Below are 21,231 nucleotides of genomic sequence, written 5' to 3'. Positions count from 1 at the left end.
GTGCAGGAGCAGTCACTCCCCCGCGCGGGTCGCGAGGACGGTGATGCCCTCCGTCACCTCGCGCCACGCCGAGCCCGCGTGGGCGTACAGCTGTCCGGAGGATCCGAGGATGCGCACTCCCGCCGGTGTGCGCGCGCCCGAGACGGAGATCGCGTCCACGGGTGCCGTCTCCGACGCCCCGGGACCGCCGACCACCTGCGTCACCAGCCGCGGGCTGCTCGGCGAGGCGAGCACCGCGAGCCGGTCCGGTCCGAGCCACACGAGGCCGGTCGACGGCTCGGGCAGCTGGAACAGCGGCATGACGTCGCCCAGCTCGGTCGGCACGCCCGCCGAGTCCCGCACGATCGCGGCCACCACGACCCAGCGCTGCCCGCCGACCACGATCACGGCCGCAACTCTCGCTCCGTCCGCCGCCACGCGAATGTCGGAGATCGACGAGGCAGTGGGCCACGCGTTCGCCACGCCGTGCGGCGCGGCGTCGCTGCCGGACGCCTGCACCGCCTGGGGGGCGCTCTCCGGCACCGACCACGCGTAGCCATAGGGGTCGAGCGACGGTTCCACCAGACCGGGGCGGGCGTCCAGCTCGTCTCGGCCGGACTTCGCCACCCGGTACACGTGGCCGTCGTCGAGTTGCACCACCGCGGCGGAATCGTCGACGCCGACGTCGATCGCACGGATCGGCTGATCGATCGCCAGGATCTGCTCGCTGATGTCCGGGATCGGCGAGATCTCGTCACCCACGATCCGGCCGAACGCACCGTTCTGCAGCACGAGCGTGCCGACGTCGGCCGGGGTTCCGGCGAGCTCCACGACCCCCGCGTCGAGGGCTCTGCCGTCGACGTTGAACCGCACCTGCGTGACGTTGACCCCCGCGGCCTTGAGCGTCGACTGGAGCTGCGTGCGCATCCGGGCGAGGGTGGTCTGGTCGAGCCCGGATGCCGACCGGGTCAAGGCGACCTCGGCGACCTGCCCCGTGATCACCACCGCGTCCTGCGCGAGTTGCACATCGGCGGGGAACGCGGTCTGCACCGCAGGATCGAGCCACTCCGACGGCGTCCCGCTCACGAGCGCCTGCGTCACCGTCGTCGCAGGGCTCTGCCGCCGGGGGAACCACCGCATGTCCGGGACCAGACGCGACCACGAGGCGTCGAACCACTGCAACGGATACCCCTCGAACACCCGCGGGAACCGCGTCTCGTCGATCACCACGCCGTCCGGGGCCTGGGTGATGCGCCACTCTCCGTCGTCCATGCGCTCGAGCGTGAACGGGACGCGGGAGTCGCCGGGCGCGTTGCTGTAGGCGCCGGCTCCGTCGACGCTCGCGACCAGGTCGAGCTGCACCTGCACCTCGGCGGTGTCCGCCTCCTCGACCTCGTCCTCGGGCACCGTGGACGACAGCGTGCGCGCCTCCGGTCCCGCGTCGATCGAGACGCCCGCCGAGGGCGCCCAGCTGCGCTTCAGCGACGGCGCGAGGAACTCCCGCGCGGTCTCCCAGTTGTCGGAGGTGGTGATGCCCGCCTCCAGGAAGCCCTCGACGATCTCCTCCGGCCCCGCGCCCGCGATCGGACCCGACGCGACGGGCAGCACATCCACGTCTTGCGGAGACTCGCCGAGCACGAGCCCCACGGCGACGTCGCCGCTGGTGGGCAGGCCGGCGCACGCGGGAAGCAGCATGGCCAGAACGCTCAGGCCCGCGGCGAGCGCGACGCGGCGGGAGGTGCGTGCGCTCACGATTCCTCCCTCCCCTCGAGCAGCTCCGAGTACATCTCCGTGATCGAGATCGGCTGCGTGGCGTCACCCAACTCCGCAAGCGGCTCCTGGGGCTCCACCGGGACCGGGCTCGGACCGTCGAGCACGCCGTCGTGCCGCGGGATCGTGAGCACGAAGTTCGACCCGACACCCAGCTCGGACCACACCGCGAGCGTACCGCCGTGGAGGGTCGCGTCGCCCAGCGCGATCGAGAGCCCGAGGCCCGTGCCTCCGATCGTGCGCTGCCGTGAGGGGTCGGCGCGCCAGAAGCGGTCGAACACGCGCTCCGCGTCGGCCGGGTCCATCCCGAGGCCGAAGTCGCGCACGCCCGCCGCCACCGCGTGCTGGTTGCTGTCGACCGTGACCACGATCGGCCGGCCCTCGCCGTGCTCGATCGCATTGCCGATCAGGTTGCGCAGTACCCGACGCACCCGGCGCGGGTCCATGTCCACCGGCGAATAGCCGCCCGGCGCCACCAGCCGCAGCTCCGAGCCGTGCCCGTCGGCGAGCGGCCGCATCTGCTCGATGACGTCCTCCGCCAGATGCGCGAGACTCGTCGCCTCCAATTCGAGCTGCACCGAACCGGCGTCGTACCGGCTGATCTCCAGCAGATCGGAGAGCAGGGTCTCGAAGCGCTGCACCTGCGCGTGCAGCAGCTCGGTGGCCCTGGCGGTGGTGGCGTCGAACTCGTCGCGGTGATCGTTGAGCATGTCGGCCGCGAGACGGATCGTCGTCAGCGGGGTGCGGAGCTCGTGCGACACGTCGGACACGAAGCGCTGCTGCACCATCGACAACTCCCCGAGCTCCTTGATCTGCGCCTCGATGCTGTCGGCCATGGCGTTGAACGACCGGCCGAGCGTGGCCAGCTCGTCCTCGCCGTGCACCTCCAGCCGCACACCGAGATCGCCGGCCGCGAGGCGTGCGCTGGTCTCCGCGGCCTGCACGATCGGCGTGGACACGGTCCGCAGCACGATCCACGAGATCGCCGCGACGATGGCGACCAGGCCGATCCCCGCGATCCAGAGCGTGCGCTGCACGAACACGAGCGTCTGGTCGGCGTCGCCCAGGTCGTAGGCGAAGTAGATGGCGAACGGCCCGGCCTCGGGCACCTGCAGCTGCTGCCCCACGATGATGCCGGGAACCTCGCGCCCATCCTCCACGGGCAGCGCCACCGACTGCCAGGCCTGACGGTCGTCGATCTCCTCGACGCGCGTCTGGATCTCGGGGCTCAGCAGGTTCGCGGTGAGACCCGCGGTGAAGCCGTTCAACCGCACGCCGCCCGATCCGTCCTCGATCTTGAACCCGGCGAGCTGGTCGGCGCTGGAGGTGCGGGCCAGGGTGTCGGGGATGCTGTTCCACAGATCGGTGAGCGCCGCCGGGTCGTCGCCCACCTCGGCCACATCGAGAATGCTCTGCGCCTGATCGACAGCGCGGCGGGCGTCTTCCAGCGCGACGTTCTTGCGCGAGAGGAACAGGTCGTTCTGGATCACGAGCGCCATCGTGACGCACGTGATGAAGATCGCGAGCGACGTCGCGACCAGGGTGATCGCGAGGGTGCGGAACCGCAGCGACCGGCGCCACAGTGCCGCGAGCACGGTGGGCCAGCCACGCCAGTCGCGCAGCACGGCGACGGCCGTGGTGGCTGTCGTGGCGGCCATCGTGCGCCTAGACGACGCTGCCGGCGCGGTAACCCACCCCGCGCACGGTCATCACGATCTTCGGGTTGTCGGGGTCCAGCTCCACCTTCGCCCGCAGCCGCTGCACGTGCACGTTCACGAGTCGCGTATCGGCCTTGTAGTGGTAGCCCCACACCTGCTCGAGCAGCATCTCCCGCGAGAACACCTGCTGCGGCTTGGAGGCGAGGGCCACGAGCAGTTGGAACTCCAGCGGCGTGAGCGCGATCGGCGTGGTGCCACGGCGCACCTCGTGGGCGTCGACGTCGACCGTGAGGTCGCCGATGCGCAACTGCTCGCTGGTGGCCTGCGGGGTCGGACGCAGCCGGGTGCGGATGCGGGCGACCAGCTCCTTCGGGTTGAAGGGCTTCACCATGTAGTCGTCGGCGCCGACCTCGAGTCCGCGCACCACGTCGGCAGTGTCGCTGCGCGCCGTGAGCATGATGATCGGCACGCCCGACTCCGCCCGGATCCGCGTGCAGATCTCGATGCCGTCCATGCCGGGCAGCATGAGGTCGAGCAGCACCAGGTCGGGACGCTGTGCACGCCACTCGTCGACCGCGCGCGCCCCGTCCGCGCAGAACACCGGCTCGAAGCCCTCCGTGCGCAGCACGATGCCGATCATCTCGGCGAGCGCGGTGTCGTCGTCGACCACAAGGATGCGTGAGGTCATAACTGTTACCTTATGGCACCGAGTACCGCCGTCCGCAGGTCTGCGCCTCACCGCGAGGATATGACACGATGGGAGCGCACGACGGAGGGAGGCCCGTGAGCGGCCAGACGTGGACCCCAGCCCCGAAGAAGGGGATCATCCCCCTTCATCCGCTGACGTTCGGCATGCTGCTCGGCAAGGCCTTCGCCGCCCTGCGCCACAACCCGAAGGTTCTGTTCGGGTTCGCCGTCCTCATCCAGTTCATGGTGGTCATCGCGACCGCGGGTGTCATGGGCGTCGTGCTGTTCACCACGTTCTCCCGCCTCGAGACCGTCTCGCCCTCGTCGCCCGATTTCGAGGCCGTGCTCGCCGGCACGATCGCCATCAACGTGATCGTCGGACTGGTCGTCGGGCTCGCGTCGATCGCCTTCACCGCCATGATGCAGGGCGTGGTGGCGGCCGACATCGGATACGCCGCGATCGGGCGGAAGGCCACACTCGGCATGCTCTGGCGGCGCATGCTCCCCGCGTTCTGGCGGCTGGCCGGATTCGCGTCGCTCTCGGTGCTCGCGATGTTCGGCGGTATCGCGATCGTGGTCGCGATCATCGCTGCCCTCGTCGCGGGGGGCCTTGGCGGCACACCCGAACTGGTCGGCATCGTCGTCCTCGTGGTGATCCTGATCGTGCTCGCCGCGATCCCGCTGACCATCTGGCTGACCACCAAGCTGCTGCTCGTCCCCTCGATCCTGGTGCTGGAGCGCGCACGCTTCCGCGACGCGTTCGTGCGGTCGTGGCGGCTCACCCGTGGGCGCTTCTGGGTGGCGTTCGGCGTGACCTTCCTGATCAGCCTCATCATGGGACTGGCGATGCAGGTCGTGAGCATTCCGACGGGCCTGGTGTCATCCTTGCTCGGCACCGTGATCGCACCGACGGGTGCCAGCGAGCCCAGCGCCGTGATCGGCTTCGTCTTCGCACTCCTGGCCCCGCAGGTGCTCCTGCTGATCCTGCAGGCGATCACGATCGTGGTGCAGAGCACGGGCGGTGTGCTCGTCTACCTCGACTGCCGCATGCGCTACGAGGGCCTCGACCAGACACTGCTCTCCTATGTCGAGCGCCGCGACCTCGGTGCGACGGAGGAGCAGCTGGGTGACCCGTACGTGGTCGACGCGGCACGGGCTGTCACCTCCGCCCCACCGCCGCGCCAGACGCCGGAGCACGTGATGATGACGCAGGGCTACGGGTACCCGCCGGCCGCACCGCAGCCGTATCCGTATCCGTCCGCGTCCCCCGCGACTCCCCCGGCGTACGGCGCGCCACCGCAGCCGTATCCGTACCCGGCCGCGCCCCCCGCGACTCCCCCGGTGTACGGAGCGACGCCGGCCGCACCTCCCGCCTTCGCTCCCGCTCCGCCCCCCGCCCCCGCCCCCGCGCCCGCCCCTGCACCGGAGGACGACTGGACCGCGCCCGGCGGCGGTGACCGCACCGCATGATGCGGCGGATCGACGACGTGTTCGTCCCCGACGGCGATGAGGCACGCCGCTGGGCAGAGGAGGAGCTCTCCAACCCGCGCTACGCCGACGCCAAGCCGACCTGGTTCGATCTGCTCGCGCGCGACATCGGGCGGTTTCTGGCCGACCTGTTCAGCTCCGGCAACGGGCAGAGCGTCGGCCCCGTGGCGCTGATCGCCGTGACCCTGCTCATCGTGGCCGCCCTGATCACCGCACTGCTGGTGTGGGGACGCCCCCGCCGCTCGCGCGCCGTCCGTCGCGGGCACGCCCATCTGCTCGGCGCCGACGACGACCGCACCGCGGCACAGCTGCGGGCGGACGCAGAACGCAGCGCGCGCGACTGCGACTGGGACACGGCCGTGGTGCTGCGCTATCGAGCTGTCGCGCGCAGCCTCCTCGAACGCGACCTCATCGACCCCGCTCCCGGCGCGACCGCGCAGGCCATCGCACGGTCCGCGACCCTCGTGTTCCCCGACGAGGCCGACGCGATGCGGCGCGCCGCCGCCGCCTTCGACGATGTGCGGTATCTGCGCCACCCCGCGACCGAACAGGGGTATCGCGAGCTCGCGGCGACCGACGACCGCCTGCGCGCGCGTCGCCCGGAGGCGGTGCCGGCATGACCGTCGTCATCCCGCCGAGCACCCCGACGGCCGAGCGGCGCCCTCGCCGCACCGGAGCGATCGTGGGCTGGGCACTCATCGGGATCCTCGTGGTGGTCGTGGCCTACGCCGCCTCGCAGTTCGCCGCCAGCGGCCCGGGTGCCCGCGGAGCCCTCGACCCGGAGAGCCGCAGTGACACCGGAGCCCTCGCCCTCGCGGAGATCCTGCGCGACCGGGGCGTCGAGGTGGAGGTGGCGCGGACGCGTGCCGACGTCCGCGGGGCGCTCGACGACGACACCACCCTGGTCATGACCGACCCGTACACCCTCAGCGACGACGCGGTCGCCGAGCTCATCGCCCCCGCCGCGCGCGTGGTCTTCCTCTCGACCAGCACGCACCTGCTCGGCGAGCTGGAGATGGGCGAGATCGCTCAGAGCTCTCTCGCTGCCACGTCCGCCGACTGCGCTGCGCCCGAGTTCGCCGAAGTGGGCACGATCCGCCCCGACCGCCTCTTCTCGCCCGCGAGCGGCGTGGAGGCGTGCTTTGGCGACGACACCGGCGCGGCCGTGCTCGTGGACGACAGCGACGGCGGCCACCGCACGGTCGTGGACGGCACCAAACTGTTCAGCAATGCCTTCCTCGCCGAGAACGGCAACGCCGCCCTCGGGCTCGCGCTGCTCGGCCAGACCGACCGCGTGGTCTGGTACGTGCCCTCCTTCCAGGACACCGACCTCGAGGGCACCGCAACCCCGGATACCCTCGGCAGCCTCACGCCCGACTGGGTGACCCCGGCGATCCTTCTGCTCCTCGCCGCCGGACTCGCGGTGGCCGTGGCGCGCGGGCAGCGCTTCGGCCCCCTCGTCGCCGAGACCCTGCCGGTGACCGTGCGCGCCTCCGAGACCATGCTGGGCCGCGCACGGCTGGCCGCCAAGGCCGCCGACGCGCCGCACGCCGCCGAGGCACTGCGCGAGGGGACCCGGCGGCGCCTCGCCGTGCGCCTCGGACTCGCCGTACAGGCCGGACCCGATGAGGTCGCCGATGCCGCGGCCGACCGGCTCCGCATCCCCCGCGGCACCCTGCAGTCGCTGCTCGCCGGTGCACCGCCCACCGACGACGCCGCCCTGATCGCCCTCGCCCGGCAGCTCGACGAACTCGAGACCGCCGTCGAGGATACGACCCGCACCCCGCGGAGCGACGACGGATGATGCACCACCACCGACCAGACCGCCCCCCGCTCACCCCGGAAGCCGAGGAGACCCCGTGACCGACGACAACCGTCCCACCGACGACGCCGCGCTGCGCCAGGCCATGCACCGCGTCCGCACCGAGGTCGACAAGGCCGTGGTCGGCCAGGCGGGCACCGTCACCGGGCTGCTGGTGTCGCTGCTCGCGCGCGGCCACGTGCTGCTCGAGGGCGTGCCCGGCGTCGCCAAGACCCTGGTCGTGCGCTCGTTCGCCAGGGCGCTGGGCCTGGACACCAAGCGCGTGCAGTTCACACCCGACCTCATGCCGGGCGACGTGACCGGCTCGCTCGTGTACGACGCGCGAACCGGCGAGTTCGACTTCCGCGCGGGCCCTGTGTTCACGCACATCCTGCTCGCGGACGAGATCAACCGCACTCCCCCGAAGACCCAGGCGGCCCTCCTGGAGGCCATGGAAGAACGCCAGGTGTCGGCCGACGGTGTGAGCCGCACACTGCCCGACCCGTTCCTGGTCGCCGCGACCCAGAACCCGATCGAACACGAGGGCACGTACTCGCTGCCCGAGGCACAGCTCGACCGATTCCTGATGAAGCTGGTCGTCGGCATGCCCGAGCGAGACGCCGAGGTGTCGGTGCTGCGGCGTCACGCCCAGGGCTTCTCGCCGCGCGAGCTCACGGGCGTCGAGGCCGTCGTGTCGGCCGACGAGATCCGCGCCGCCCAGCACGCGGCTGCCCTGGTCGAGGTGACGGACGACGTGCTGGGCTACGTGGTCGACCTCGCACGGGCCACGCGTCAGTCGCCGTCCGTCGAGCTCGGTGCGAGCCCCCGCGCCTCCACCGGGCTCCTCGCGGCCGCCAAGGCCTGGGCCTGGCTCAACGCCTCGACCGCCGTGACCCCGGACCACGTGCAGACCATGCTCGTGCCCGTGTGGCGCCACCGGCTCCAGCTTCGCCCGGACGCGCAGATGGAGGGGGTATCGGCCGACGCGGTGCTCACCTCCGTGGTGCAGCAGACCAGGGTGCCGATCTAGGTGTTCGTCACCGGACGCCTCGGCCTCGCGCTCGCGGTCGGCATCGTCCCGCTGGTCCTCACCGGGCTGGCGGGGATGCCGCCGTACGCCGTGCTCGGCGGCTGGCTCGGGCTGTGCATCCTGCTCGTCGCGCTCGACGTGACGCTGGCGGCGAGTCCGCGCACCGTCACCGTCACCCGGCGACTGCCCGCACGAACGCGACTGGGAGAGCAGGTGCCCGTCAGCGTCGCTCTGCACAACCACGGATCACGCACGCTCGACGCCCTCCTCCGCGACGCCTGGCAGCCGACCGCCGGCGCGCCACCGGAGCGGCAGCGCCTGCGCGTCCCCTCGGGCGAGCGCGGGCGCGTGGAGCTCCCGCTGCGCCCTCGGCGGCGCGGCGAGCTCGTGAGCGAATTCGTGGTGATCCGCTCGCGCGGGCCCCTCGGCATCGCGGGGCGACAGGCACGCCACCCCGTGCGCGGCGCGATCCGCGTGCTCCCTGCGTTCGCCTCGCGCAAGCACCTGCCGTCTCGGCTCGCCCGGTTGCGCGAACTCGACGGCAACACGAGCATCCAGGTGCGCGGCCAGGGCACCGAGTTCGACTCGCTGCGCGAGTACGTGCGCGGCGACGACGTGCGCTCGATCGACTGGCGCGCGACCGCCAGGGCCGGCACGACCATGCTGCGCACGTGGCGTCCGGAGCGCGACCGCCACGTCGTCATCCTCGTCGACACCGGCCGGACGGCCGCCGCGCGCGTGGGCGACGGCACCCGCCTCGACGCGAGCCTCGAGGCCGCTCTCCTGCTCGCGGCTCTCGCCGCGCGGGCGGGCGACCACGTGCACCTGCTGATGTTCGACCGCGTGGTGCGGGCCCGGGTCACCGGCGTCGACGGCGCGGCCCTTCTGCCGGCCCTCACCGACGCCATGGCCCCGGTGCACGCGCGCCTCGTCGACACCGACTGGCAGAGCGCTTTCGCCGCCGTACGTACCCTGACCACGCGCCCCTCGCTGATCGTCGCGCTCACCGCGCAGGATGCGGCCGAGTCCGCACGAGGTTTCCTCGGCGCGTTCCCGACCGCCTCCCGCGCGACGACGGTGCTGGTCGGCTCGGTCACCGACGACGGGATCGCCGCACTGGCCCGAGCCCGGGGGTCGCGCGAGGAGGTCTATGTGGCTGCCGCGGCCGAGCGCACACTGCGGGACGCGGAGAACGTCGCCGACGCGATCCGCCGCGCGGGCGGCGAGGCCATCGCGGCCGACCCGGAGGCGCTCCCGCCGCGCATCGCCGACCGCTATCTGGAGCTCAAGGCCGCCGGACGGCTGTAGTCGGCGCAGTCCTCATCCGGCGACGAGCCGCGGCGTGCCGGCCTCGTACTCCACGAGGTCGCCGCTCTCGCCGCGGCGGTACGCTCGCCTGCCGATCGCGAGCATGTACACGAGGAACACGGCGAGCGCCGCAGCCCCGATGCCGATCTTGACCGGCCACGGCAGCGACCACCCCGTGACGAAGCCCTCCACCAGCCCCGACAGGAACAGGGCGAACACGAGGCCGATCGCGACCGTGGCCAGAGCCCGTCCCTCTTCCGCGAGTGCCTCGCCGCGGGACCTGCGCCCCGGTGCCACCCACGCCCAGAACACGTGCAGCCCCGCGGCCGCCGCCACGAAGATGCAGGTCATCTCGAGCATGCCGTGCGGGAGGATGTACAGCACCATGAGGTCGGCCTTGTCGTGCGCCGCCATGATCGCCCCGGACGCGCCGAGGCCGATCGCGTTCTGCAGCAGCATGTAGATCGGCCAGATGCCCGTGACGCCGAACAGCACGCACTGCATCGCGATCCAGGCATTGTTCGTCCACACCATGCCCATGAAGACGGCAGCGGGGTTCTCGGTGTAATAGCCGGTGAAGCTCTCGTCGGCGTACTGTTCCAGATCGGCGGGGGCGCCGAGGGTCGCGACCAGTGCCGGGTCGCTCGCGATCCAGGCCGCGACCCCCACGGCCACCGCGATGAACGCGACCGCGATGATCAGCGTGGTCCAGCGCAGCCGGTAGAGCGCGGCGGGAAGCTGGAGCCCGAAGAAGCGCGACACCTGCGTCAGGATGCTGTCGGACGCACCCGTGAGCCGCAACCGCGCACGCACCAGGATCGTCGAGAGGTAGGCGCCCTGCGGCGAGTCGCCGATCGAGGTCTTCAGCTCGGCGAGGTCGGCCGACGCGGCACGATATCGCACGATGAGCTCGTCGACCCCTGCACCGTCGAGGCGAGCGCGGCTGAGCTGATCCAGCCGCTCCCACTCGGACCGGCGGACGTCGGTCAGGGCGTCGGCATCCACCTGATTTACTGTACTCATGTCCGCGCAGATCGACGTCTCCGACGAGGTGCTCTCCGGCGAGGCGGTCGCGATCGACGTGCAGCCCGTCGGCTTCGTGCTGCGGGCCGCGGGAGCGATCATCGACATGCTCGTGGGCTACGGCGTCTTCGTGCTGTGGATCTTCCTGCGCATCTGGCTGCTCGACGCCGGTGTGCTCGACGAGGCGACCGACCGCATCGCCACCGTCGCCGCGCTCGTGGTGAGCTTCGTGGTCCTGCCCATCACGATGGAGGTCGCGCTGAAGGGCCGCAGCCTCGGCAAGCTCGCGGTGGGCGGTCGCATCGTGCGCATGGACGGCGGTGCCGCGGGGTTCCGTCACGCCTTCATCCGCGCGCTCCTCGGCGTGCTCGAGATCTACCTCACCTTCGGCGGCGTCGCGGTGCTGGTCGGCGCGTTCACCGCCCGCTCGCAGCGCCTGGGCGATCTCGTCGCCGGCACCTACAGCCAGCGCGTGCGCACCCCACGACTGGCGGGGCACACGCCGGTTCTACCACCGCAGCTGGCGGGATGGGCGCAGATCGCCGACGTCGCGCGGATGCCCGACCGCCTCGCCCGCCGCATTTCCCAGTTCCTGGTGAGCGCGCCGCGCATGATGCCCGCCGCCCGGGAGCGCGTGGCCCAGGAACTGCTCGCGGAGGCGACACCGTTCGTCTCCCCCGTGCCCGCCGCACCCGCCGAGCTCGTGCTCGTGGGCATCACGGTGTTGCGGCGCGAGCGGGAACGCCGCGCACTGGAGAACGCCGACCGCCGGGCGGAGCGCCTGACGGGACGCCGCGTCGGTCTCTGAGGGCCACGCGCTCCGCACTCAGTAGCGGTAGTGGTCGAGCTTGTACGGCCCCTCGACCGGCACCCCGATGTACGCCGCCTGGCTCTCGGTGAGGGTCGTCAGCCGCACGCCCAGCGCATCCAGGTGCAGTCGGGCCACCTTCTCGTCGAGCGCCTTCGGCAGCACGTGCACGCCGGTCGGGTACGCCGCCGCGTTGGTGAACAGCTCGAGCTGCGCGAGGACCTGGTTCGTGAACGACGCACTCATGACGAACGACGGGTGTCCCGTGGCGTTGCCGAGGTTCATCAGACGCCCCTCGCTGAGCACGAGCACGCTGCGACCGTTCGGCAGACGCCACTCGTGCACCTGCGGCTTGATCTCGATCTTCTCGGCGCCGTCGAGAGCCTCCAGACCGGCCATGTCGATCTCGTTGTCGAAGTGCCCGACGTTGGCGACGATCGCGAGATGCTTGAGCGCCTGAAGATGCTCCACCGTCACCACGTCGCGGTTGCCGGTACCGGTCACGACGATGTCGACCTCTCCCGCTACGTCGATCAGACGCGCCACCTGGAACCCGTCCATCGCGGCCTGGAGGGCGCAGATCGGATCGACCTCACTCACGATGACCCTGGCGCCCTGGCCACGCAACGCCTCCGCTGCGCCCTTGCCCACGTCGCCGTAGCCGCACACGAACGCGACCTTGCCGCCGATCAGCACGTCCGTGGCCCGGTTCAGGCCGTCCGGGAGGGAGTGCCGGATGCCGTACTTGTTGTCGAACTTGCTCTTGGTGACCGCGTCGTTCACGTTGATCGCGGGGAACAACAGCTCACCGGACGCCGCGAGCTCGTACAGCCGGTGCACCCCCGTGGTGGTCTCCTCCGTGACGCCGATCAGCCCCTCGGCCACCCGGGTCCAGCGGTCGCTCGCGGACGCGAGGGATCCGCGCAGCAGATCGAGGATCACGCGGTACTCGTGCGCGTCGCTGTCGGAGGCCGCCGGCACGGCACCCGCCCGCTCGAACTCCACGCCCTTGTGCACCAGCAGCGTGGCGTCGCCGCCGTCGTCGAGGATCAGGTTCGGGCCGTCGATGCCCGAGGCCGACCAGTCGAAGATGCGCTCGGTGCACGCCCAGTACTCCTCGAGCGTCTCGCCCTTCCACGCGAACACGGGGACACCCGCGGGCGCGTCCACCGTGCCGTGCGGACCGACCACGACCGCAGCGGCCGCCTCGTCCTGCGTGGAGAAGATGTTGCAGCTCGCCCAGCGCACCTCGGCCCCGAGCGCCACCAGCGTCTCGATCAGCACCGCCGTCTGCACGGTCATGTGCAGCGACCCCGCGATGCGCGCGCCCTTCAACGGCTGCGCGGCTGCGAACTCCTCGCGCAGGGCCATGAGACCCGGCATCTCGTTCTCGGCGAGCCGCAGCTGATGCCGTCCGGCGTCGGCGAGGGACAGATCGGCGATGCGATACTCGAGCTCAGGCATGGCCCCATTGTTCCATCACGCCGTCGCCCCGCCGCCCGTGTGTCAGAACCGGATGGCATCGATCACCTTGACCCGCAGCGCCACCAGTGCGGGGATGAAGCCCGACACGGCACCGACCACGACCGAGGCGACGAGGCCCACGAGCGCCGCCCGCATCGGGAACGGCGGGATGTCCTGGATCCCCGGGAACATCGAGCCGATCAGCCACTCCGAGCGCAGCACCGCCACGACGATCGCGATACCGATCGCGCCGGCGACGGTCGTGGCCACCAGGCTCTCGAGGAACACCGCGAAGAACACCCGTCCCGAGCTCGCTCCGAACGCCCGGCGCACCCCGATCTCCCGCACCCGCTGGCGCATCGCCACGAGCTGGATGTTGATCAGGCTGAGCGCGCCGAGCGCGAGGATCAGCGACGCGATACCGGCCGTGACCATCTCGAACGTGGCCTGCGCGTCGGCGCTGCCGGGTTGCGCCGCCCAGTCGGACCGGCTCACGCTCACCGTCTGCCCCTCGGGAAGTCCGGCGCGCAGGTCCATCGCGAGCACCGGGGCGATCGCATCCACCTGGTCGGGGCCGACCCACACCTCGTACTGCGTGAACGTCCCCTCCGGCAGCGCGTCGACGCGGTCGCGGTACGCGTCGTACAGCAGGTCCATCCGCAGCTCCTCGTCACCGAAGCCCTGCCGCGGCACGACGCCGATCACCTGATAGGTGCCGCCGGCGTCTCCGGTGATCGTGATCGTGGGGTGCTGCGCGACCGGAACGCGTCCGATCCGCTCCCACAGCGGTTCGCTGATCACGACCGCGGGCGCGAGAGCCTCGAGATCGCCGTCGCGCAGCCATCGCCCCTCGAGCAGCTTCTCCCGGTGGATCTGCGAGTAGGCGGGGTCGACCAGCCGCGTGTTCACCTGGGTCACGCCATCGGGCAGCGCGACGCCGAGCGTGAGACCCTGCGCGATCCTGGCGGTGTGACTGAAGCCGAAGCGCTCCGCGGCCCTGGCGAAGCGCTCGTCCACCTCGTCCGTGTCGACCGAGGTCCCGTCGTCGGCGGAGACCGCCACGGCCACGGTCGCCGCTCGGCCGCCCCAGCGGTCGGACTGCTCGGCCTGATACTGCCGCTGGTACTCGGAGATCGCGACCACGGCGGTGAGCGCGCCCACCGACACCGCGATGCCGATGAGACTCAGCAGCACGCGCAGCTTGTGCACCCGGATCTCGGCCCAGGCATCGGAGAGCGCACCGAGGAACCCGGTCATGACGCCTCCCCCGCACTGGGCACGGAGGCGGAGAGCGTGGACGCCTCGAACGCCTTCGCCAGATCCGCGGGCTCCAGCCGTCCGGCGTCCAGGCGGTAGTGCCGGCGAGCTCGCGCCGCGACGTGCAGATCGTGGGTGATCGTGACGAGCGCGGCATCCGTCTCGGTCGCGACCTCATCGAGCAGCGCCATCACCGTGGCGCCCGTGTCGATGTCGAGAGCACCGGTGGGCTCGTCGGCGAGGATCAGCACCGGCCGCCGCACGAGCGCACGGGCGATCGCGACGCGCTGCTGCTCACCACCGGACAGCCGATCCGCGACCTGATCCACGCGGTGCCCCAGCCCGACGCGCTCCAGCATGTCCGCGGCGATGCGCCGGCGGTCCCAGAACAGCCGTCCGCGCGCATGACCGAGCGGCATCATCACGTTGTCGAGCGCCGTGCGTCCCGGAAGCAGATTGAACTGCTGGAACACGAAGCCCACGTTCTCCCCCCGCAGCCGATCGAGTCGGCCGGAGCGCATCCGGCGCACCTCGCGCCCCTCGAACGAGACGGTCCCCGCGGTGGGTGCGTCGAGCATGCCCAGGATGTTGAGCAGAGTCGACTTGCCGGAGCCCGACCGGCCCACGATCGAGACATGGTCGCCGGCGCCCACCTCGAGGTCGACGCTGCGCAGGATCTCCAGGCGCGAGTCGTCGGGCAGGAGGACGCTCTTGGCGACGCCCTCCAGCGCGACGAGCGTCACCAGCTCATCCCGCTGTCGCACTGCTCGACGCCCGGGGACACCTCGTAGCAGAACTCCTCCACGGGGGCGACGAAGCCCGGGACGAACTGGCGGATGCTGTCGCCCTCCGCCAGCCCGTCGGTCACCTCGACCATCGAGCCGTCGTTCACGCCGAGCGCGACCTCGCGCTCCTCCGGCTCACTGCCGTCACCCGCGTCGACCCACACCTTCCCGGTGCCGGCGCCGCCCTGTACGGCCGTCACCGGGATGACCAGCGCATCGTCGACCTGGCCGAGCGCGAGATCCATCGTGGCAGGAAGGCCGGCGAACACGGTCTGGTCGGCGGGGATCGCACAGCGCACGCTCGCGGTCCCCTCCTCACTCACCTGCACCCGCACGCCTGTGCACGGGAAGGGTGCAGGGCCGCCCGTGATGGTGACGGTCGCCTCCGTCGGCGCGTTCACGAGCCGGTACAGCTGGACCGGCTCGACCGTCGCCTGCAGGTGGTAGCGCGCCGGGGTCAGGGTGTAGGTCTCGGTCCCCACGGTGGTCGCCTGCCCCTTCACGATCGCGAGCTCCGACACGTCGCCCGCCTCGGGCGCGACCACGTCGATGTCCTTGCGCGGGTCGTCCTGGCGCACCGTGAACAGCTTCTGACCGGCCGCGACAGTCGCACCGTTGGCGACGTGCACGGCCGTGACGGTGCCGTTGAGCTCGCTGCGCACGGCGTAGCTCTCGTCGCGTGCCACGGTGCCGTTCAGGCTGAGCGCATTCACGACCGACCCGCGCTCGACCGCGACCACCGGGTCGGTGATGCTCGCCTCCGGGCTCACGATCGCCTCGGAGCGATCCGGGAAGAACGCGATCTTGACGAGAGCGGCAGCGCACGCGCCGAAGATGATCACGAGCAGGAGGGGCAGAACCCAGCGACGCCAGACGAGCACGAGAGCCTTTCCGGCCGCGCCGCCGTGACACCGCCGCCGTCAGGCTACCCAGGAACGCCGAGGTGGCGGGGTGCCTCGCCCCGGCGTGTCGCGGTCAGGCGCGCAGGGCCTCGTGGCGGATCACAAGCCAGCCCGCCGGCACCGAGAGGCGATCAGCATGCGGGGCGCACAGGTCGTGCGCCTGCGGGTCGTTCGCCGCGCCGAGCGGTCCGAGCGCGGCCATCTGGTCGCCGTAGTCATAGGTGAGGGTCGCCACGGCCTCACGCGCGCAGCCGACCTTCGAGCACAGTCGTCCGTCCATCCCCTTCACGCTACGACCCCGGTCGCGACCGCACGGGATGCCGCGCCGAGCACGAGCGCAGCGCCTAGACTTTCGGCATGCCCCGTCGCCGCGCCCACGCCACCACTGCCCGACGCGGCGCCAGGCACGGACGCCACGGAAGACTGGGACGCAGCGAGGTCGTCCGCCCGCCGCTCGCCCCGCTCGACGGGCGTCTCGACCGGTTCGATCTCACGGTGGGCACGGCGGTGGAATTCCTCCGCGGCACCTGGCCCGAGCTGCAGGAGGTGCGGTTCGAGATCGGGGCGTTGCCGACCGCCGAGAGCGACGGCGAGGTCCCCCGCTGGCACCTCGACCGCGAGGGGCGCCGGATCGTGCTGTTCCGCATCCCGATCGAACGGCTGCTGCCCCCGGGCCACGACGACGCCGCCCACCGCCGGATGGCGATCGAGAGCGCGGTGTTCCGCGCCGCAGCGGAGTACGTGGGCCGGGAGCCCTGGGACCTCGGCCACGACCACTGAGGTCGCCTGGCGGGTGATCAGGGGTACACCGTGATCGACTTCTCCACCCCGGGCGACGGCGGCACCGGGAGCACCCCGAGCGCACCGGCCGCGGTCAGCGTCACCGCGGCATGCACGGGGCCCGTCGTGCGCAGCACGTAGGTCGTCCGAGCCGTCACGTCGATGCCGAGCGTCTGGCCCGCCGGTACCGTGATCTCCTGCGGCTGGCCGCCCTCGATCGGCTCCGCGGTCACCGTCACGTCCTCGTCGCCGGTGTTGGCGAGCTGGAGTCGCGGTGCGGGCCCCGCGGGTACGGCCACCGCCGCCTGGTCGTCGAGCTGCGCGGCGGGCGTCACCCACGCGAAGTCCGTGTCGCGACCGAAACCGTCCTGCTGGCGGACGGCGGCGACGACCGGGGCCTCGGCCTCGATCTCCACCGTGTAACGACCCGGCTCGAGTCCGCTGAGCGCGACCTGTGCGGGCACGTCGGGGTCGAGCGGGACGGAGAACTCGTCGGTGGTCGGCGAGGGGCCTTCGCTGCGTACGGTGACCTTCGCCATCGCGTCCGCCCCCGGCGCGAGCAGCCGCAGCACGGTCATGTCGGCGTCGTCGCCGTCGGACGCGAACGTCTGGACACCCGTGATGACGACGCTCTGCTGAGCCCCGGCGACCGCCTCCTGCAGGTCGATGCCCGCGGGGTCGAGCACGCGCACGAGCGACGACTGCAGCACCGCGCGCACCGGAGCACCCACGGCGCTCACCTTCACGACGGGTGCCTCGTTGCCGGCGGCGATGGAGGTCAGCGGGAGGGCCGTCTGGCTGCGGGCCGGGACGATGATCGTGCGTCCGCCGCGCGTCTCGCCGTAGACGGTGAGGGTGACGGTCGACGGCACCTCCGCGGCGTTCGTGAGGATCACGATGTCCTCCGTGCCGGTGCCCACCGCACCGCCGACGAGCCACGACTCCAGGCGGGGCACCGTGCACGGGGTGGCCGCGTAGCCCGCGAGGTCGTCCGCGGCGAGCGTGAACGACTCGGCTCCCGCGATCAGCGGCGCGGTGCGCCCCTCCACGGCGCCGGTGAGCACGGAGACCTCGTCTCCGTCGGCGAGGTCCGGGGTGGCCAGTCCCGCGGAGCTCGGAGCTCCGGACGTGCCGCCCACCGTGAGGGTCGGAGCTGCGGCCGCGGTCATGTCGAGCGGTGCGGACGAATCGCGCCCGAGAGCCCGGAAGTCGCCGTTGCACACCAGCACGCTGTCGCCGGGGAGCGGGGTCACCTGCTCCTGGGCCGGCTCATGGGCGATCGTGGGCCACGGTGCGTGCACGGCCGCTGCCACGCCGACCACACAGGCGGCGGCCACCGCGACTCCCGTCACGACGCGGGCGCTGGTCGCGGCCACCCGGAATGCGCGGTTGCCGCTCATCGGCGCTCCTCCTCGGTGTTCGATGCCGGGACACGGGCGTCGGTCGCTGCCGCACCCTCGCGCTCGACCTCGGCCTCCGGCACCGGCTCGGCGATGGGCGCGAGGGCCTCATCGGTCAGGGCGGGTTCGTCCTGCGGGTCTTCCACGGCGCCGACCGGCGGGTCCTCCGCGATCGCGGCGGGGAGTTCGTCGGCATGACGCGGCAGGACCAGGGGCTCCTCCGGCGCTCGTCCCACGATGCGCGACTGCGCGCGGGCGGCACGGCGCGACGCCCGGGTCGGGATCGACAGCAGCAGGGCGGCGAGCACCACGAGCAGCTGCAGCGTCACCACCAGCCGCGCGGTGCCCTCCTGTGCCGCGGTGAGCCCCGCGGGTGCGGCCGCTTCGCCTTCGAGCCGCCACAGCACACCGCGGTCGGTGGTGCCCGCGTGCACGAGCCCTGGACGCTGGTCGATCGCGGCGATCGAGGCCGTGCGCAGCGTGCGCGCCCTGTCCCCCTCCCCCGCGACTTGGGCGATCAGCACGTAGCTGATGCCCTGAGCCGCCAGCTCGGCCGGCGCGTCGAAGTCGCGGGCGGAGATCAGGTCGACCGCCAGGGTGCCGGTATCGGTGCCCTGCGGTTCGACCGCCGTCGAGAGCATGGTGGTCTGCGCGCCGAGAGTCTCGCTGGCACCCCGCACGACCTCGACCGCCAGGCCGCCGTCGTTCTGAGGCGTGAGGATGAGGGTCGAGATCTCCCGGTCGCCCGCGGCCTGCGCGGCCACGTAGGCCGGCAGCGTCGACTCCGGCCCGTTGGTCAGCACGGACCGATCGGTATGGAAGGCGGTGAGGGCGGGCACGGCGCACACCAGGAGGGCCGCCGCGGTGACGGTCGTCGCGACGGTGCGCAGCCGCGGGAGCGGAAGCGCCGTGTCGAGCGTGACGGTCGCCGCACCGAGCACCCCGATCCACGCGAGGCTGAGCCCCGCTCCCGGCCAGATGGGCACGGGCGCGCCCTGCGCGAAGGACACGCTGACCCCGACTGCGAGGAAGGCCGTGGCGACGCCCGCGACCGCCACCACGAGCAGGGTGATTCCCGCGCGCCAGCGCGGCGATACGGCAGAGGCGAGAGCGAGCAGCGCGAGAGGTGCGCACAGGACGGCGGCCCAGGTCCCGAAACCGGGAGCGACGGTGGCCCAGCCGGAGAGGTCGGTCGTGGGGAACCCCAGGGCGATCGCGAGGCGTCCCGCCGCATCGGCTCCCGCCTGCGGTCCCGCCCAGGCGAGTCCCGGGTCGGCGAGCAGCGCGAGGGGCGTGCCGTGCAGGAGCTGCCAGGAGATCAGCGGTCCGAACAGGGCCGCGGTGGGCAGGGGGAGCCACAGCAGGCGTCCTGCCCCGCGGAACTGCGCGGTGCCGATCACGATGCCCAGGGTCACGAGCCACAGCAGGGCGAGAGCGGGGGCGAGCGAGGGTGCGCACGCCAACACCGCCGCCAACAGGAGCGAGGCGCTGCCCGCCGCACCCCACGAGCGATGCGCCACGACCGCGGAGTGGAACAGCCACGGCAGCAGCAGGTGGGCGAGCACCGCGGCAGGGCGGCCCTCGACGAGCGCGGTGAGGAACGTGGGGGCCAGCGCCCAGGCGACGCCGGCGAAGATACGCAGTCCTGCGCGATCGGTCACCCGGGTCGCGGCGAACCAGCCGCCGAGCACGGCCAGCGGGAGCGCCAGGATCCACAGCAGGACCAGCGCGAAGGACGGGCCGGCCGGCCAGAGGGAGCCGAGCACCGCGACGACCGCGGCGAACGGATCGGCGGGACCGACCACGTCCACGCCGAGACCGCGCACGCCCCAGGCCGCGTCGCCCCACAGCGCCGCGACCGTCTGTCGCAGCGGCAGAAGGGCGCCACCGCCGATCGTCGGCCAGGCGAGGAGCGTCGTGAACGAGGCGATGCCGACCACGAGCGCGGCGAGCACGACCCAGGCCCCGCCTCCGGAGAAGAAGCGCAGCTCGCTGACCGCTCCGTGCTCGCTGCCGTGTCCGTCGTCGAGGCGGCGGCGCAGTTGCGCGGAGGTCACCCGGAGCGGTGCGATGCTCGCCCACGAGGAGGTGCGGAACGCGCGGATGCGGGCGCGTGAGCGGGCGACGGCACCGACGCGCAGCATCGCGGCGAGCGCGGCGCCCCACTCGGGCAGCACGGCCTCTGGTCGCTTGCCGATCAGGTGCGTGATCGAGCGCCACAGCGCGAGGGGCAGAAGGGAGAGCCAGTGGAGGGGCACCGCGGCGAGGGGCGCATAGGCCAGGCGTCGGTGCAGCTGCGCGAGCCGGGTGACGTAGGCGCGGCGCGAGCGGCCGGCGGGAAGCGCGGCGGGCCCATCCGGCGCGGCGGACACGCGGGCACTCGGTGCCAGCACCACGCGACCGCCGCCGAGGCGTGCGCGCACCCCGAGGTCGAGTCCCTCGTCGGCTCCCGCGAGTGCGGTGTCCGGCCGGAGTGCGTCGCGCACCTCCCCGCGGATCAGGAGCCCGCGGATGTCGGCGCCGAGCGCATCGTCCATGCGGTCGTGCTGCCCCTGGTCGAGTTCCCCGGCGGCGAGTTCCACCGAGCGCCCGAGCGCGGTCATGCTCACGCCCAGCGACACGATCTCGCGGTCGTTGTCGGTCGCCACCACCTTGGGCGCGACGATCGCGGCCGACGGAGAGCGCTCCAGCGTGCCGACGAGTCGCTCGAGCGCGCGCGGGTGCGGGGCGGTGTCCTGGGCGAGGAGCCAGATGGCCGACCCCTCGGGCACCCGCGGACGGGCGAGGTCGATGGCCTCTGCGAAGGAGGTCGAGGAGCGGGCCTCGATGATGCCCTCGACCGTGCTCGCGACCGCTTCGCTCTCGCGCGCGGTCGCCGCGTCTCCGCACAAGACGAGCGTGACGGCGTCGGGGGCGAGCGTCTGGGATCGCACGGCGTCGAGTGTGCGGAGCAGTTGCGCGCGGGCCGAGGGACCGGGGCGCGCGACGATGATGGCGTGAACTCGGGCTGGCATGACGTGGTCAGCCTAAGCGCGCGATGACCACGGCACGGTCAGGGGCTCCGGCGCGCCCGCGAAGCTGTCGGCGGGAT

General features: G+C 72.3%; 18 protein-coding genes. 7 read left to right on the top strand and 11 right to left on the bottom strand.

The window, feature by feature from the left end; all coding sequences use genetic code 11:
- Positions 1–12: 12 nt before the first annotated feature.
- The 3 genes from KE274_RS16195 to mtrA are packed head-to-tail and all read right to left on the bottom strand — an operon-like array spanning position 13 to position 4,095.
- On the bottom strand, positions 13–1,731 hold the full coding sequence (locus KE274_RS16195; protein WP_307872239.1) for a GerMN domain-containing protein: 1,719 nt from the start codon (positions 1,729–1,731) through the stop codon (positions 13–15).
- Positions 1,728–3,407 carry an MtrAB system histidine kinase MtrB gene (gene mtrB / locus KE274_RS16190; RefSeq protein ID WP_211545574.1) on the bottom strand — a complete coding sequence of 560 codons (1,680 nt, stop codon included), beginning with the start codon at positions 3,405–3,407 and terminating at the stop codon, positions 1,728–1,730. Before mtrB ends, KE274_RS16195 begins: the two co-directional genes overlap by 4 nt.
- 7 nt (positions 3,408–3,414) lie before the next feature.
- Entirely contained in the window at positions 3,415–4,095 is a 681-nt protein-coding gene (gene mtrA, locus KE274_RS16185) for an MtrAB system response regulator MtrA (protein ID WP_211545573.1), read from the bottom strand.
- Positions 4,096–4,190: 95 nt separating this feature from the next.
- Here mtrA and KE274_RS16180 point away from each other — a divergent pair, with 95 nt between their 5' ends.
- The 5 genes from KE274_RS16180 (at position 4,191) to KE274_RS16160 (ending at position 9,721) form a co-directional block, all read left to right on the top strand.
- Positions 4,191–5,564, top strand: a complete 1,374-nt coding sequence (locus tag KE274_RS16180; RefSeq protein ID WP_211545572.1) for a hypothetical protein — start codon at positions 4,191–4,193, stop codon at positions 5,562–5,564.
- The gene (locus tag KE274_RS16175) at positions 5,561–6,202 is read left to right on the top strand and encodes a DUF4129 domain-containing protein (RefSeq protein WP_211545571.1); all 642 of its coding nucleotides are present in this window, start codon (positions 5,561–5,563) and stop codon (positions 6,200–6,202) included. The genes KE274_RS16180 and KE274_RS16175 overlap by 4 nt, the downstream gene beginning before the upstream one ends.
- A complete protein-coding gene (locus KE274_RS16170) occupies positions 6,199–7,386 on the top strand; it encodes a DUF4350 domain-containing protein (RefSeq protein ID WP_211545570.1) in 1,188 nt (395 codons plus the stop codon). The genes KE274_RS16175 and KE274_RS16170 overlap by 4 nt, the downstream gene beginning before the upstream one ends.
- A gap of 103 nt (positions 7,387–7,489) precedes the next feature.
- Positions 7,490–8,413: an AAA family ATPase gene (locus tag KE274_RS16165; protein ID WP_249186570.1), complete on the top strand. Its 924-nt coding sequence runs from the start codon at positions 7,490–7,492 to the stop codon at positions 8,411–8,413.
- Positions 8,414–9,721: a DUF58 domain-containing protein gene (locus KE274_RS16160; protein WP_211545568.1), complete on the top strand. Its 1,308-nt coding sequence runs from the start codon at positions 8,414–8,416 to the stop codon at positions 9,719–9,721. It abuts the gene before it with no gap.
- A 12-nt stretch (positions 9,722–9,733) separates the two neighbouring features.
- On the opposite strand, the gene KE274_RS16155 is transcribed toward KE274_RS16160, so the two are convergent.
- Positions 9,734–10,726 (bottom strand): stage II sporulation protein M, encoded by a 993-nt coding sequence (locus KE274_RS16155; protein WP_211545567.1) that lies wholly within the window; start codon positions 10,724–10,726, stop codon positions 9,734–9,736.
- 16 nt (positions 10,727–10,742) lie between these two features.
- On the opposite strand from KE274_RS16155, the gene KE274_RS16150 reads away from it, so the two are divergent.
- Positions 10,743–11,552, top strand: a complete 810-nt coding sequence (locus tag KE274_RS16150; RefSeq protein WP_211545566.1) for an RDD family protein — start codon at positions 10,743–10,745, stop codon at positions 11,550–11,552.
- An 18-nt stretch (positions 11,553–11,570) separates the two neighbouring features.
- On the opposite strand, the gene ahcY is transcribed toward KE274_RS16150, so the two are convergent.
- The 5 genes from ahcY to KE274_RS16125 form a co-directional block, all read right to left on the bottom strand.
- Positions 11,571–13,016, bottom strand: coding sequence for an adenosylhomocysteinase (gene ahcY / locus KE274_RS16145; protein ID WP_211545565.1), 1,446 nt, complete (start codon positions 13,014–13,016; stop codon positions 11,571–11,573).
- A gap of 42 nt (positions 13,017–13,058) precedes the next feature.
- Positions 13,059–14,273 carry an ABC transporter permease gene (locus KE274_RS16140; protein ID WP_211545564.1) on the bottom strand — a complete coding sequence of 405 codons (1,215 nt, stop codon included), beginning with the start codon at positions 14,271–14,273 and terminating at the stop codon, positions 13,059–13,061.
- Entirely contained in the window at positions 14,270–15,016 is a 747-nt protein-coding gene (locus KE274_RS16135) for an ABC transporter ATP-binding protein (protein WP_307872238.1), read from the bottom strand. The genes KE274_RS16140 and KE274_RS16135 overlap by 4 nt, the downstream gene beginning before the upstream one ends.
- Positions 15,013–15,939, bottom strand: coding sequence for an efflux RND transporter periplasmic adaptor subunit (locus tag KE274_RS16130; protein ID WP_211545562.1), 927 nt, complete (start codon positions 15,937–15,939; stop codon positions 15,013–15,015). The genes KE274_RS16135 and KE274_RS16130 overlap by 4 nt, the downstream gene beginning before the upstream one ends.
- 94 nt (positions 15,940–16,033) lie before the next feature.
- A complete protein-coding gene (locus tag KE274_RS16125) occupies positions 16,034–16,240 on the bottom strand; it encodes a DUF3499 family protein (RefSeq protein ID WP_211545561.1) in 207 nt (68 codons plus the stop codon).
- A gap of 77 nt (positions 16,241–16,317) precedes the next feature.
- Here KE274_RS16125 and KE274_RS16120 point away from each other — a divergent pair, with 77 nt between their 5' ends.
- Positions 16,318–16,740 carry a hypothetical protein gene (locus tag KE274_RS16120; protein WP_249186541.1) on the top strand — a complete coding sequence of 141 codons (423 nt, stop codon included), beginning with the start codon at positions 16,318–16,320 and terminating at the stop codon, positions 16,738–16,740.
- Positions 16,741–16,757: 17 nt separating this feature from the next.
- Here KE274_RS16120 and KE274_RS16115 read toward each other — a convergent pair whose 3' ends face one another.
- Together KE274_RS16115 and KE274_RS16110 are read right to left on the bottom strand one after the other, a co-directional pair.
- A complete protein-coding gene (locus tag KE274_RS16115) occupies positions 16,758–18,140 on the bottom strand; it encodes a DUF5719 family protein (protein ID WP_211545560.1) in 1,383 nt (460 codons plus the stop codon).
- Entirely contained in the window at positions 18,137–21,154 is a 3,018-nt protein-coding gene (locus tag KE274_RS16110) for a glycosyltransferase (RefSeq protein ID WP_211545559.1), read from the bottom strand. The genes KE274_RS16115 and KE274_RS16110 overlap by 4 nt, the downstream gene beginning before the upstream one ends.
- Positions 21,155–21,231 lie beyond the last annotated feature (77 nt).

It is taken from the genome of Microbacterium paraoxydans (genome assembly GCF_018224615.1).
Classification (GTDB): domain Bacteria; phylum Actinomycetota; class Actinomycetes; order Actinomycetales; family Microbacteriaceae; genus Microbacterium; species Microbacterium paraoxydans_B.
This window is presented reverse-complemented; position numbering and strand designations above follow the sequence as displayed.